This is a genomic window from Chrysosporum bergii ANA360D (assembly GCF_029891735.1).
Taxonomy (GTDB): Bacteria; Cyanobacteriota; Cyanobacteriia; order Cyanobacteriales; family Nostocaceae; genus Umezakia; species Umezakia bergii.
In genome coordinates, this window is the sequence record NZ_JANQDH010000038.1 from 21,438 (window position 1) to 35,981 (window position 14,544).

Annotated in this window: 9 protein-coding genes and 1 pseudogene; 4 read left to right on the forward strand and 6 right to left on the reverse strand. The window is 42.6% G+C overall.

Annotated elements, in window-relative coordinates:
- Position 1 precedes the first annotated feature (1 nt).
- From clpB to NWP17_RS05675, 4 genes and pseudogenes are all read right to left on the reverse strand, one after another.
- Positions 2-2,620 carry an ATP-dependent chaperone ClpB gene (gene clpB, locus NWP17_RS05660; protein WP_280653939.1) on the reverse strand — a complete coding sequence of 873 codons (2,619 nt, stop codon included), beginning with the start codon at positions 2,618-2,620 and terminating at the stop codon, positions 2-4.
- A gap of 230 nt (positions 2,621-2,850) precedes the next feature.
- Positions 2,851-3,009, reverse strand: coding sequence for a YqaE/Pmp3 family membrane protein (locus NWP17_RS05665; RefSeq protein ID WP_280653940.1), 159 nt, complete (start codon positions 3,007-3,009; stop codon positions 2,851-2,853).
- Positions 3,010-3,100: 91 nt separating this feature from the next.
- Positions 3,101-3,442 carry a translation initiation factor gene (locus NWP17_RS05670; RefSeq protein WP_280653941.1) on the reverse strand — a complete coding sequence of 114 codons (342 nt, stop codon included), beginning with the start codon at positions 3,440-3,442 and terminating at the stop codon, positions 3,101-3,103.
- Positions 3,443-3,498: 56 nt separating this feature from the next.
- Positions 3,499-3,737: pseudogene (locus NWP17_RS05675) on the reverse strand (hypothetical protein).
- 298 nt (positions 3,738-4,035) lie between these two features.
- Here NWP17_RS05675 and trpB point away from each other — a divergent pair.
- The 3 genes from trpB (at position 4,036) to NWP17_RS05690 (ending at position 7,506) form a co-directional block, all read left to right on the forward strand.
- On the forward strand, positions 4,036-5,280 hold the full coding sequence (gene trpB, locus NWP17_RS05680) for a tryptophan synthase subunit beta (protein ID WP_280653942.1): 1,245 nt from the start codon (positions 4,036-4,038) through the stop codon (positions 5,278-5,280).
- Between the two features lie 116 nt (positions 5,281-5,396).
- Positions 5,397-6,743 (forward strand): AAA family ATPase, encoded by a 1,347-nt coding sequence (locus NWP17_RS05685; RefSeq protein ID WP_280653943.1) that lies wholly within the window; start codon positions 5,397-5,399, stop codon positions 6,741-6,743.
- 4 nt (positions 6,744-6,747) lie between these two features.
- Positions 6,748-7,506: an RloB family protein gene (locus NWP17_RS05690; protein ID WP_280653944.1), complete on the forward strand. Its 759-nt coding sequence runs from the start codon at positions 6,748-6,750 to the stop codon at positions 7,504-7,506.
- Positions 7,507-7,627: 121 nt separating this feature from the next.
- Here NWP17_RS05690 and psaB read toward each other — a convergent pair whose 3' ends face one another.
- Positions 7,628-9,859 (reverse strand): photosystem I core protein PsaB, encoded by a 2,232-nt coding sequence (psaB, locus tag NWP17_RS05695; protein ID WP_280653945.1) that lies wholly within the window; start codon positions 9,857-9,859, stop codon positions 7,628-7,630.
- 137 nt (positions 9,860-9,996) lie between these two features.
- The gene (gene psaA / locus NWP17_RS05700; RefSeq protein WP_280653946.1) at positions 9,997-12,255 is read right to left on the reverse strand and encodes a photosystem I core protein PsaA; all 2,259 of its coding nucleotides are present in this window, start codon (positions 12,253-12,255) and stop codon (positions 9,997-9,999) included.
- Between the two features lie 533 nt (positions 12,256-12,788).
- Here psaA and NWP17_RS05705 point away from each other — a divergent pair.
- On the forward strand, positions 12,789-14,183 hold the full coding sequence (locus NWP17_RS05705; protein ID WP_280653947.1) for a hypothetical protein: 1,395 nt from the start codon (positions 12,789-12,791) through the stop codon (positions 14,181-14,183).
- The last annotated feature ends 361 nt before the right edge of the window (positions 14,184-14,544 follow it).

Sequence of the window (14,544 nt, forward strand, 5' to 3'; positions counted from 1 at the left end):
TTTAGACTGTGAATACCTCCGCAGGTAAACGATTGAGGGAAAGGCGCTCATTTTCTACGTCAACAAAAATAGTGTCACCGTCGTTGAATTCTCCACGCAGGATAGCTTTGGCAATTTGAGTTTCTAATTCTCTTTGGATAGCCCGCTTGAGTGGACGCGCCCCATAAACTGGGTCATATCCTACTTCAGCTAAAAAGTCAAGGGCAGCATCTGATAATCTCAAGGACATCTTGCGATCGCTTAGTCTTTCCCTTAGTCTCTCAACCTGTAACAGAACAATTTGCCGCAGTTGTTTTTTATCCAAACTGTGGAAGATAATAAATTCATCAATACGGTTGAGGAATTCTGGGCGGAAAGTATTCCGCATAGCTTCCATGACTCGGCGACGCATTTCGTCGTAATGGGCTGGTTCCCCGGCCACATCCAGAATATACTGAGAACCGATATTACTGGTCATGATAATAATTGTATTCTTGAAGTCTACAGTATGACCCTGGGCATCAGTGACACGACCATCATCGAGAATTTGCAGGAAGATATTAAAAACGTCTGGGTGTGCTTTTTCGATTTCATCGAACAGTATCACAGCATAAGGGCGACGACGAATGGCTTCTGTCAATTGTCCCCCTTCTTCGTAACCCACATATCCAGGAGGCGCACCAATTAACCGGGAAACTGCGTGCTTCTCCATATACTCGGACATATCAATTCGCACTAAAGCTTCTTCAGTGTCGAACATATAAGCCGCCAGGGCTTTGGCTAATTCTGTTTTACCTACCCCTGTAGGTCCCAAAAAGATAAAGCTAGCTATGGGACGATTAGGGTCCGCCAGTCCAGCACGCGATCGCTGTATAGCATCGGACACAGCCGTGACGGCTTCCCCTTGCCCAACTACGCGGTGATGTAGTTCTTCTTCCAAGTGTAACAGTTTTTCTTTTTCCGATTCTACTAATTTGCTGATGGGGATGCCTGTCCACTTAGAAATAACTTCGGCAATGTCGGCTTCTGTCACTTCTTCCCGCAATAGTGATTTACCAGTTTTTTGGGCGTTGGCTAATTCTCCTTCTGCTGTTTCTAATTTGCTGTGTAAATTGGTTAACTTGCCATATTTCAATTCAGCCGCCCGATTGAGGTCATAATTTCTTTCTGCTTGCTGGACTTCTAAGTTAACCCGGTCAATTTCTTCTTTAATTGATTGAATTTTGGTGATAATATCTTTTTCAGACTGCCATTGAGCCGTTAGGGTCCTTTGTTCTTCTTTAAGATCCGCTAGTTCCTTTTCAATTCTTTCTAAACGTTCTTTGGAAGCTGCATCTGTTTCTTTTTGTAAAGACAGCTTTTCCATTTCTAATTGTAAAATTTTGCGATCAATTTCGTCCAGTTCTTCTGGTTTAGAGGTAATTTCCATTTTCAGCCGGGCCGCTGCTTCGTCTACCAAATCAATGGCTTTATCTGGGAGGAAGCGATCGCTAATATACCGACTAGATAATGTAGCAGCCGCCACTAAAGAACTATCGGAAATTCTCACACCGTGGTGGACTTCATAGCGTTCTTTCAACCCGCGTAAAATAGAAATTGTATCTTCTACACTGGGCTGACCCACATAAACTTGTTGAAACCGTCTTTCTAAAGCCGCATCTTTTTCGATGTACTTACGATACTCATCTAAAGTGGTAGCGCCAATACAACGCAACTCACCCCTGGCTAACATCGGTTTTAACAAGTTACCAGCATCCATCGCCCCTTGGGTCGCCCCAGCACCCACCACCGTATGAATTTCATCAATAAATAAAACTATATTCCCACCTGATTCCGTCACTTCCTTTAATACTGCTTTCAGCCGTTCCTCAAATTCCCCCCGGAATTTTGCCCCAGCGATTAAAGCCCCCATATCTAAGGCGATTAATTTCCGGTCTTTGAGAGACTGGGGGACATCTCCAGCAATAATGCGTTGTGCTAGTCCTTCAGCAATGGCTGTTTTACCAACCCCCGGTTCACCAATTAGCACGGGGTTATTCTTGGTACGACGGGAGAGTATTTGCACAGTGCGGCGAATTTCATCATCCCGACCAATCACTGGATCAAGTTGACCTTTACGTGCTGCTTCTGTCAGGTCACGCCCGTATTTTTCCAGTGACTGGTATTTTCCTTCTGGATTTTGGTCGGTCACTTTTTGACTCCCACGAATTTGCTTAATAATGTTTTTTAGCTTGCCTTCATCTAACCCAAATTCTTGGCATAAACTTTTACCAAAGCGGTCATCTTTGGCGTAAGCCAACAATAAATGCTCGATGGAGATGTATTCGTCTTGGAAATCCTGACGATATCGTTCTGCTCTATCTAACAGGGTATCTAAGCTGCGTCCCAAAAATACAGATGTGCTGCTACCAGATACTTTGGGCTGGCGTTGGATGAATTGGTCGGTGCGATCGCGAATTTTTGGCAAATTCACACCCGCTTTAGTTAAAATACTACTAGCTAAACCTTCCTGTTCTAACAACGCTTTTAACAGGTGTTCGCTTTCTAGTTGCTGTTGCTGATGTTGTTTAGCTATATCTGGAGTTTGGGCGATGGCTTCCCAGGCTTTTTCAGTAAATTGGTTAGGATTAGTAGGCTGCATAGGCTTTTGCAATAATAAAGAGGAATTGCCAAGAGTAACTGCTGGCTCTGCCGACTTCAAACTTCTATGATTAATCAATATTCTAAGAACCGGGGATAATTTACCTGGATCGGTGTTCACGTCTTGAGCAAGTAGTATTTTCCTCTAATCTTCTGCTACCCCGTCCCACTAATTTTACTAATAATACTCAACCAGGGGAGATCAGCTAACACACCCATCTCCCCTAACTATTATTTCCTAGCAATGATCCACACTGCGTGAACTATTCCTGGAATATAACCCAACAGGGTCAACAGGATGTTAATCCAAAAATCCATACCAAAACCAACCTGTAGAAATACTCCCAGAGGTGGGAAGAAAATAGCACATAAGATCCGAATTATATCCATTACAACCTCCTGTTAATATTCAAATCTGCTCATCCAGTACCATTAGATTGGTGAGTAAATGGTTTTATGGAAGTGTAGTAACCCACACCCATTAACCACCGCTAATTTTGGCTTTGTAACCTAACTTGGTGAGAATTTCCCAAATTTTTTGTTTATGGTCTCCCTGAATTTCAATTTCATTGTCCTTGACAGTCCCACCACTACCGCATTGAGTTTTTAACTGCTTAACTAAACCTGCTAAAACTTCTGGCTTGGTCTGAAAACCGCTAATCACTGTCACAGTTTTACCCTTGCGTCCTTTACGAGAAGCCTGTACCTTGAGGTTTTGTTGCTGTGGGGGTAGTTCAGGAGTCGCTCTTTCTGTAGCCGCAGAATTATCATCGCCAAATTCGCGGTAGACAAAACGTTGCTGGGAAGGTTGAGAAGAAGACATAAATTTTTTGAACAGAAAAAATCTAACATGAATTGGGATGGGACTTGCACTCCCATCTATGCTTTATATCTAAAAAATGGGTTGAAAACCCCGTTGTAGAACGACGGCTTTTCTTGATTCTGGATATATTTCTTCAGCACCTCAAATGGCGCACCACCAACAGAAGACACAAAGTAACTATAAATTAGTTCAAGACTTTCATGCGTAAAACTTTTCTTCTATAGTTAGTAACACAAACCCAGTGTATTTTCAAGTCTGAGATACTATGTGTTTCATGTCTTAAACCACTTGTGATTTTTGCTTAAACAGTGTAGAATCTATTGGCTATGTTATCAACAGACTAATGTTAGCACAAATCTGTTTGCTCAGTGTTGTGTTTAAATTGCAATACTCTTGCAGACAGAAATGAGAATGGTGCTAAGAATATAAAAATAAATGGTCGGCATGGGGCATCGGCACGACCTAAAATGGACAGGGAGTGACTGTAAGACTGTTTCGGCAGCGAGTTACTGTGAACTGTCAAGAATCACCGACCTTCAAGGCCGGTGAGTATGTCAAAATGATAATGTCCCTGCTGTAATCAAAAAATTTCCGTGACTACTACACCCCTTTCTCCAAATTCCCGATTAAATATTCAAGTTCCCGACGTACAAGGACGCTTTGGACGCTTTGGCGGTAAGTACGTCCCGGAAACACTTATGCCGGCTTTGGCTGAATTAGAAACAGCTTATCAGCAATACCGCCATGACCCCAGTTTTCAACTAGAATTACAACAACTACTGCGAGACTATGTAGGACGTGTAACACCTTTATACTTTGCTGAACGCCTGACCGCTCATTATGCCCGACCAGATGGCACTGGAGCGCAAATTTACTTAAAGCGTGAAGATTTAAATCACACAGGCGCTCACAAAATTAATAACGCATTAGGTCAAGTATTATTGGCCAAGCGCATGGGTAAGCAAAGAATTATTGCTGAAACAGGCGCTGGACAACATGGAGTAGCAACGGCCACGGTTTGCGCTCGTTTTGGGCTGGAATGTGTAATTTATATGGGCGTTCATGATATGGAACGCCAGTCCCTAAATGTATTCAGAATGCGACTGATGGGGGCTGAGGTTCGTCCAGTAGAAGCGGGAACGGGAACCCTGAAAGATGCTACTTCTGAGGCCATCCGGGATTGGGTAACCAATGTAGAAACAACTCACTACATTTTGGGTTCTGTAGCGGGACCCCATCCTTACCCCATGATAGTACGGGATTTCCACGCTGTGATAGGTCAAGAAACTCGCGCCCAATCCCTGGAAAAGTGGGGCTGTTTACCTGATATTCTCATGGCTTGTGTGGGTGGTGGTTCCAATGCTATGGGCTTATTTCACGAGTTTGTTAATGAGGCTTCTATCCGGTTAATTGGTGTAGAAGCAGCAGGTGAAGGTGTCAACACAGACAAACACGCAGCCACCTTGACAAAAGGACAAGTTGGTGTATTGCACGGTGCCATGAGCTATCTGTTACAAGATGAAGAAGGGCAAATCACTGAGGCACACTCAATTAGTGCGGGTTTAGATTATCCCGGTGTAGGACCAGAGCATAGTTATTTAAAAGATACCGGACGGGCTGAATATTACAGCGTCACCGATGCAGAAGCTTTAGCAGCATTCCAGCGTTTATCCAGGTTAGAGGGAATCATACCAGCTTTAGAAACTGCTCACGCCATCGCCTATCTGGAAACCCTCTGTCCTCAACTGAGTGGTAGTCCGCGCATTGTTCTTAACTGTTCTGGACGGGGCGATAAGGATGTGCAAACCGTCGCCAAGTTTTTAATGCCGGCAGAATAACTCTGATGCGATTATAAGTCACGGGGTGGGCATCTTGCCCGCCTAATGTTAATAATATGTAATTTTGAATTTCTTATAGTTACGATAGAAGGAATTTACTAAACACCTCAATAATTATGTTAATCCGGTTTACAGTAGAAAACTTCCTTTCCTTCAACCAAAGGATAGATTTTAATATGATTGCTTCCCATGATACTAATCACAGTCATCATGTAGTTGGAGGTGATTCTCAGGAGTCAATAAAATTACTCAGAACCTCTATAATTTATGGTGCTAATGCTTCTGGCAAATCTAACTTAATTAAAGCTATGAAATTTGCTAGAGATTTTATTGTAAATGGGGTTGAAAAAAATACAAATATAAATATTAATAATTTTAAACTAGATAAAACCTGCTACATAAAACCATCTAGATTTGAGTTTGAGTTTAGGACTCATAATAAACAGTATGCTTATGGTTTTTTAGTTGATAAACATCAAATCCATGAAGAATGGTTGTTTGAAATTGGTATAAATATAGAAACACCAATTTATGAAAGAATGGGAGAAGATATTAATTTTCATGATTTTAATCATGAGTTTTTTATGAATATTTCTGAAGATGAAAAAAATAGAATTCGTTATGAAGCAAAGAGTACAAGAGAAAATTTACTTTTTTTGACCAATTCACAAGAACGGAAAATAAAAGAGGTAAAACCTATATATCAATGGTTTAGTGATGTTTTAAAAATTGTTTTTCCTAATTCCAAGCCTTCACTACCTTTTTTTACAGTTCAAGATTCTTTAAGTAAGTTTTTAGAATCATTAGATTTAGGAATTAAAAAAATTACTACTAAGAGAATTGATTTAGAAAAGTATAAAGAAATACCCTCAGAAATTAAAGAGGAAATCAAGAAAGACTTTCCTTATGCAGAAGGTGAAAATAACGCAATATTTATACCCACATTACAATGTATTATCTCTAAAGCACAAGATGAAACCGACAAATTGATAGTTATTAATTTATCACCAGTCAGGTTCGATAAAGAAAATAGCGAAGTAGAATTTGAAATATCAGAAGAGTCCGATGGGACACAAAGATTAATGGATTTATTCCCTATGCTACAGCACTTAGCCCGGGGAAATGCTGTTTATGTAATAGATGAAATTGAAAGAAGTCTACATTCTCTACTAATGAAAAAACTGTTTGATTATTTTCTAAATCAACCAAATCAACCGGGAAAAAACTTAAATAGTCAATTAATTGCAACTACCCATGATGTTTACTTACTAGATATAAAAAATATTTTTAGAAAAGATGAAATTTGGTTTGTAGAAAAAGATAAATACGGCCAATCTTTACTTTATTCCCTAGCGAATACAGATGTTGAAGGTCTAGATTTAGCTGCTGGATATCTTAATGGAAGATTTGGAGCAATACCTTTTATTGAAGATTTAAAATTATTGGGATGGAGTCAGGAGTAATAACATGGGGAGAGAAAGGAACACAGATTATCAAGGTAGATCAAGTTATATTGCTAGTAAATGTGGTAAAGATGGAAAATGGAGACTATATATCATAGCTGCGGAAGGGGATAAAACAGAATATAAATATTTTAAGGCCTTAAAGACACAATATGAACAGCATTTTAATCTTGGTAATGTTCATGTGGAGTTTATAGATAGAAAAGAAGAGGAAGCTGGAAACTCATCTCCTCGGTATGTATATAAAACTTTGCTTAAATTCTCTGAAGAGTTAAAGAAACAATGGGATCTTACAGAATATGATGAATTATGGATGATAATAGACACTGACGAATATGATAATCGTAGAACAGATATTTCTGAGATAGAGCAAATATGTCGTGAAAATCCTATGTATAAATTAGGCATTAGCAATCCATGCTTTGAAATCTGGTTGATTCTCCACTTTTTTGATTTAGAAACCGGGTTACAAGATGCTATTCCAGGAAATACAGAAGATATTACCTTAAAAGATTATATTCAAAATCAATCTATTAAACAAAGAGCAAAATATTGTAAAAAATTGTGGAATATGATTCACCAAAGACAGAAGCAACCATCTTATGTACAACTAATAGAATACATACCACAAGCCATTCCGAGAGCCAAAATCCTGGGTGAATGTAACCCCAATGATCCACATTATCCACAAAGTAAAATTGCTACGGAAGTTTACAAGTTGCTCGAAAAATTGACACAACTGTCTATGAATGTACAGATTTAAGGAATTTTGAAGGATAATTGAGATTAATATTATTTTTTTATTTTAATTAAGTTAAAAGAGAAATATCCCCACCTTACGGTGGGGCTATTTTTATTATTCACCTACAAAACTAGAGTTAGGATCAACCGAACTTACCAGCAGTGGAGGCGATTAAGAACGCGGCATAGGTGAGGACGTAGCCGACGGTGAAGTGAGCTAGACCTACCAAGCGAGCTTGAACAATGGAGAGAGCAACGGGCTTATCTTTCCAGCGAACTAAGTTAGCTAGAGGTGTACGCTCGTGGGCCCAAACCAGGGTTTCAATTAACTCTTGCCAGTAACCTCTCCAAGAAATCAGGAACATGAAACCGGTTGCCCAAACTAGGTGTCCGAACAGGAACATCCAAGCCCAAACAGACAAGTTATTCACGCCGTAGGGGTTGTATCCGTTAATCAACTGAGCAGAGTTAGCCCAGAGGTAGTCACGGAACCAGCCCATGAGATAAGTAGAGTTTTCGTTGAACTGAGCAACGTTACCTTGCCAAATACCTAGATGTTTCCAGTGCCAGTAGAAGGTTACCCAACCAATGGTGTTTAACATCCAGAACATAGCCAGGTAGAAGGAGTCCCAAGCGGAAATGTCGCAAGTACCGCCACGGCCTGGACCGTCGCAGGGGAAGGCATAACCGAAGTCCTTTTTATCGGGCATCAGTTTAGAACCACGAGCATCCAAAGCACCTTTAACTAGTACCAGGGTGGTGGTGTGAATTGCCAAAGCGAAGGCGTGGTGTACTAGGAAGTCGCCGGGGCCAATTGTTAAGAACAGGGAGTTAGTGCCAGAGTTGATGGCATCTAACCAGCCGCCTAACCAAACGTTGCCGTGGTTAGGATAAGCTGTGTAGGCGATGCTATCGGGGTTAGATAGTAAGGTATCTAAACCGTACAGAACCTTACCGTGAGCAGCTTGAATGAACTGAGCAAACACAGGCTCAATCAAGATTTGCTTTTCAGGAGTACCGAAAGCAACTACTACGTCGTTGTGTACATACAAACCGAGGGTGTGGAAGCCTAAGAATAGCGATACCCAGCTGAGGTGAGAGATAATCGCTTCTTTGTGCTGTAAAATCCGGTCTAGTACGTTCCCCTTGTTTTGTTCTGGGTCATAGTCACGTACCCAGAAGATGGCGGCGTGGGCGAAAGCACCAACCATCAAGAAACCAGCAATATATTGGTGGTGAGTGTACAGCGCTGCTTGAGTTGTGTAGTCCTTAGCAATGAATGCGTAAGGAGGCAGAGAGTACATATGCTGCGCTACCAAGGAAGTAATGGTTCCTAGTGCTGCCAAAGCTAAGGACAGCTGGAAGTGCAGTGAGTTGTTAATGGTGTCGTATAAACCTTGGTGAGGCAGGTTAAATTGACCTTCACTCTTGCTACCAGGGATTAAACCAGATTTGGAATTGAGCATTTCTTTAATGCTGTGACCAATTCCAAAGTTAGTCCGGTACATATGACCAGCAATGATGAAGATAACTGCGATCGCCAAGTGGTGGTGAGCCATATCGGTCAGCCACAAGGATTCTGTCTGGGGATGGAAGCCGCCTAAGAATGTGAGGATCGCTGTACCGGAACCTTCAGATGTACCAAAAATATGGTTGGCAGTATCAGGGTTTTGAGCGTAAACGCCCCAGTTACCTGTAAAGAAAGGAGTCAAACCTGCTGGGTGGGGTAATGTGGTGAGGAAGTTATCCCAACCAACGTGCTGTCCGCGAGATTCGGGGATAGCAACGTGAATCAAGTGACCAGCCCAAGCCAGAGAACTAACACCAAACAAACCTGATAAGTGGTGATTCAGGCGGGGTTCAGCACTCTTAAACCAAGAGAGGCTAGGACGGAACTTGGGTTGCAAGTGCAACCAACCAGCAAATAAGAATAATGCTGCCAACAACAACAGGAATACTGAACCTGTGTACAGTTCGTTGTTTGTCCGCATCCCGATGGTGTACCACCAGTGGTAAACACCAGAGTAAGCGATGTTTACCGGATTGCTTGCGCCACCTTGGGTAAATGCTTCAATAGCAGGTTCGCCAAAGTGGGGGTCCCAAATCGCATGGGCGATGGGACTGACATGAAGCGGATCTTTGATCCACTGTTCAAAGTTACCTTGCCAGGCTACGTGAAACAGGAGGCTGGAAGCCCACAGGAAGATGATTGCCAAGTGACCGAAGTGAGTGGCGAAAATCTTTTGGTAAAGATTCTCTTCCGTCATGCCATCGTGGCTTTCAAAGTCGTTTCCAGTGGCGATCGCGTACCATATCCGACGAGTAGTCGGGTCCTGTGCGAGATCCTGGCTAAATTTGGGAAATTTGGTTGCCATAGGTTTTGATAATTCCTCTGACCCTTAGCCATTAGGTGTCAACTTGTAGAGTTCTGAGTTTTGAGTACCAAGTTTTCAGATTTGATGAATTACTCATCACCCAGTACTCAGCACTCAGCACTCAGTCAAGTTAATTGCTACCCTACTGAAAGGATGTGTGCGTGGAAGAATGCCCAGGTGGTTACAATTCCTCCTAGGAGATAGTGAGCTACACCCACAGCCCGACCCTGAATAATGCTCAGAGCGCGGGGCTGAATTGCTGGTGCTACTTTCAGTTTATTATGTGCCCAAACAATGGACTCAATTAGTTCTTGCCAGTAGCCGCGACCACTGAACAGGAACATTAAGCTGAATGCCCAGACGAAGTGAGCGCCTAAGAACAGTAACCCATAGGCAGATAAAGCACTGCCGTAGGAGTTGATTACTTGTGCAGCTTGCGCCCACAAGAAGTCACGCAGCCAGCCGTTGATGGTGATGGCACTTTCGGCAAAGTTACCACCAGTAATGTGAGACACATCACCTGCTGCATCTACTGTTCCCCAGACATCTGATTGCATTTTCCAGCTGAAGTGGAAGATGACAATAGATAGGGAGTTGTACATCCAAAATAATCCGAGGAACACGTGGTCCCAACCAGATACTTGGCAAGTACCGCCACGACCGGGACCATCACAAGGGAAGCGGAAGCCCAAGTTAGCCTTGTCTGGAATCAAACGAGAACTACGGGCGAACAATACACCCTTGAGCAGGATGAGGACAGTAACGTGAATGGTGAAGGCGTGGATATGGTGAACTAAAAAGTCCGCAGTCCCCAATGTAATGGGCATCATTGCCACTTTGCCGCCCACTGCCAAAATACCGCCGCCAAAGGCATAGCTAACCGGTTCTAAGGCATTGGGAGCAGTACCACCAGGCGCTAGAGTATGCAGGTTTTGCACCCACTGAGCAAATACTGGTTGTAACTGAATTGCCGTGTCGGAAAACATATCTTGGGGGCGACCCAAAGCACGCATTGTATCGTTGTGAATGTATAGTCCAAAGCTATGGAAGCCCAGGAAAATACACACCCAGTTCAGGTGAGAAATGATCGCATCCCGGTGACGAATCACACGATCTAGCACGTTATTTTGGTTAACAACCGGATCGTAGTCCCGCACCATAAATATGGCTGCGTGAGCCGCACCGCCCACAATCAAGAAGCCACCTATCCACATATGGTGGGTGAATATACACAATTGCGTTGCGTAATCCGTTGCTAAATACGGATACGGGGGCATTGCGTACATATGGTGAGCAATGATGATTGTCAGTGAACCCAAGAAAGCAAGGTTAGTTGCCAACTGAGCGTGCCAAGATGTGGTCAGGTTTTCGTACAGACCTTTGTGACCTTCTCCTGTGAAAGGACCTTTATGGTTTTCCAGGATCTCTTTGATGCTGTGACCAATACCCCAGTTGGTACGGTACATATGACCAGCAATGATGAACAGAACCGCGATCGCCAAATGGTGATGGGCGATATCAGTCATCCACAAGCCCCCTGTTACCGGGTTTAAACCGCCTTTGAAGGTGAGGAAGTCAGCATACTGACCCCAATTCAAAGTGAAGAATGGTGTTAACCCGTTGGCAAAGCCGGGGTACAAATCTGTTAATAAGTCCTTGTTCAGCAGAAACTCATGGGGCAAAGGTATATCTTTTGCTGCGACACCTGCATCCAAGAGTTTGTTGACTGGTGCTGACACGTGAATTAGGTGTCCTGTCCATCCCAGAGAACCACAACCCAGCAATACTGCCAAGTGGTGATTCAGCATTGACTCCACATTCTGGAACCATTCCAACTTGGGAGCGCGTTTGTGGTAATGGAACCAACCAGCAAATAAGAACAAGCCTGCTAGTACCAAGCCGCCAATAGCTGTTACATAGAGTTGGAATGAGCTAGTAATACCCCAGCCGCGCCACACTTGGAACAAGCCAGAGGTGATCTGAATACCGTGGAATCCTCCACCCACATCACCATTTAAAATGTCTTGTCCCACAATAGGCCAAACGACTTGAGCGCTAGGACTCACATTTAAGGGGTCACTTAACCAAGCTTCGTAGTTCGAGAACTTAGCGCCGTGAAATAACATCCCGCTCAACCAAATGGTTACTACGGCTAAATGGCCGAAGTGGGCTGCGAAGACTTTGCGGGAAATGTCTTCTAAATCGCTTGTATGTGTATCAAAGTCATGGGCGAGAGCGTGAAGGTTCCAAATCCATGTGGTGGTTTTGGGTCCCTTTGCTAAGGATCTGTCGAAGTGTCCTGGCTTTGCCCATTTTTCAAATGAGGTAGGAACCGGATCTTTATCGACTATGACCCTTGCTTTCTTTTCCTCTCGCTCCGGAGGACTAATCGTCATTCGACCTCCTCTCTTGATAAGGAATGAGGAATCATAAGTACCACACAGTTAATCCCAGTCGCAAACTACAGAAACTCCGTAAGCCGTGATAATGAGTCCATGTGGAATTTCGTTTCTGTTGAATTATAGAGTCATAACTGGTGAATTGTTAAACACATTTTAACAATAATTCAAATTAGCTGGAATAATTGTCTAATAAGCTTTTGATATTTCAAGGTTTGAGCAAAAAGTCAAGAGATTTTGCATTTAATTTACAAAGCATAACAATTTGTAATACTTATGATTTAACTTCAACCAAACTTAACCGAAAAAGAATTTATCTGTTTCCGTTGCTACAAACAAAAACACCCAATTATTAAGTTTTCTAAATTTTTCTAAAGTTTTCTTAAAAAAGAATAAAGAAATAAGAAATAATGTTAAAAGCTGTAATAAAAATTTAACCTTTTGGGATATGGTGTCAGATGCAGAATTAAGCCACAATTAAGCCACAATAGCTTATTCAGTTACTGACGACTCATAGAAGGATGAAATGTATGAAATCCTGGCAGCAAGCGGTGTTAGATCGGATATTTTCTATGAAATTGACTATTTTTAAGTGGCTCATGACATTTGTTCTGGTATTGAGTGTAACCAGTTGTAGTGAAAAAGCTGGTGGCAAAGAAATACCCGTGAGCAATACCAGTAACCCTTCGGAAATTTCTCAGATATCAGCACAATTTTCCGAAGTTTCCCCACCGGCGGTAATTCAAGAACTACGCCCAACTTTAGAAAATTACCTTCCACAGGTGACAATAGTTACTCCCCAACCTGATAAAATTCTTCAAGATAATACAGTTACAGTCAACTTTGAGGTGAAAGACTTACCCATATTTAAAGATCCTCAATTAGAACTGGGACCCCATCTCCACGTAATTCTGGATAATCAACCTTATATAGCGGTTTACAATATTAACCAGCCCCTAGTTTTACCAGACCTTTCTCCAGGTACACACACCCTGCGGGTTTTTGCTTCTCGTCCGTGGCACGAAAGCTTTAAAAATGAGGGTGCTTATGCCCAGACAACATTTCATATCTTCACCAAAACAGACGACAATAACCCAGATCCTACTCTACCAGTCCTAACCTATAGCCGTCCTAAAGGCAGTTATGGAGCAGAACCAATTTTACTAGACTTTTACTTAACCAACGCTCCTCTGCACCTTGTGGCTGAAGACAACCCCAACGATACCATCAGCGATTGGCGTATTCGTTGCACTATTAATGATGAAAGCTTTATTTTAGATCGCTGGCAACCAATTTACCTCAAGGGCTTCAAACCTGGTAAAAACTGGGTAAAACTAGAATTTCTGGATAATCAAGGCAATCCCATCAAAAATGCTTTCAATACCACCGCCAGAGTGATCAATTACCAGCCCCAGGGAGAAGACACACTGGCGAAAATTGTCAGAGGAGAATTAAAAGCGGATCAGTCCCTTGGCATTGTAGACCCTGATTACACAGCCAAAAAAGAAGTTAAAAAAGAAGTTATTGAACCAACACCCACACCCACCGTTGAAAAAACACCGGAACCACAGCCCCAGCTGATTCCTGAAACTGAAGTTACAGAAACACCCCCAACGGAGTTACAAGAACCAGAAATAACTCCCACTCCTGAAGTTAAGGAACTGGAAGAACCGGAAACACCACAGCCCACTGAGTCACCAGCACCAGAAACACAACCACAAATAACTCCCACCCCTGAAGTTAAGGAACTGGAAGAACCGGAAACACCACAGCCCACTGAGTCACCAGCACAGGAAGAACCAGTAGAAAAATATTTTCCCCCTCAAGAACCCACCATACCAGTAGTTCCAGAAACTACCCCCATACCAGAAGAGGAAGAAAGGGCTGGCGAATTTAAAGTTACCGGATATAGACAGGGAATATAGCCGGGGGAATATAGCCGGGGAATTTATTCCCGAAACCCAAACCAGCATCCTGCTTGTCCACGTAACACAAGCATCCTGCTTGTCCGAGAATAAATTACCCAAGCCCAAGCAAAAGTCAGTCAAGCTAAAACCCAAACCATAAAACCCCCTCCCCACACATCCAAACCATAAAACACAAACCATAAATCAGTCGGTTTTAACCGACTTAAGCTATTAGACAGGGAATTTATTCCCTGGCTCCCCCCCCACCGATCGCCAACCCATCCCACCCCACAATAAATCAAACAAGCAGGATGCTTGTGTTACCAGTCGGTTTTAGTCAAGCTAAAACCCAAACCATAAAACCCCCTCCCCACACATC

Excerpts from the sequence above, each read along its gene's own strand:
- NWP17_RS05690 (WP_280653944.1), top strand. The coding sequence starts at position 6,748 with ATGGGGAGAGAAAGGAACACAGATTATCAAGGTAGATCAAGTTATATT.
- clpB (WP_280653939.1), bottom strand. The coding sequence starts at position 2,620 with ATGCAGCCTACTAATCCTAACCAATTTACTGAAAAAGCCTGGGAAGCC.
- NWP17_RS05705 (WP_280653947.1), top strand. The coding sequence starts at position 12,789 with ATGAAATCCTGGCAGCAAGCGGTGTTAGATCGGATATTTTCTATGAAA.
- psaB (WP_280653945.1), bottom strand. The coding sequence starts at position 9,859 with ATGGCAACCAAATTTCCCAAATTTAGCCAGGATCTCGCACAGGACCCG.
- NWP17_RS05670 (WP_280653941.1), bottom strand. The coding sequence starts at position 3,442 with ATGTCTTCTTCTCAACCTTCCCAGCAACGTTTTGTCTACCGCGAATTT.
- NWP17_RS05685 (WP_280653943.1), top strand. The coding sequence starts at position 5,397 with ATGTTAATCCGGTTTACAGTAGAAAACTTCCTTTCCTTCAACCAAAGG.
- NWP17_RS05665 (WP_280653940.1), bottom strand. The coding sequence starts at position 3,009 with ATGGATATAATTCGGATCTTATGTGCTATTTTCTTCCCACCTCTGGGA.
- psaA (WP_280653946.1), bottom strand. The coding sequence starts at position 12,255 with ATGACGATTAGTCCTCCGGAGCGAGAGGAAAAGAAAGCAAGGGTCATA.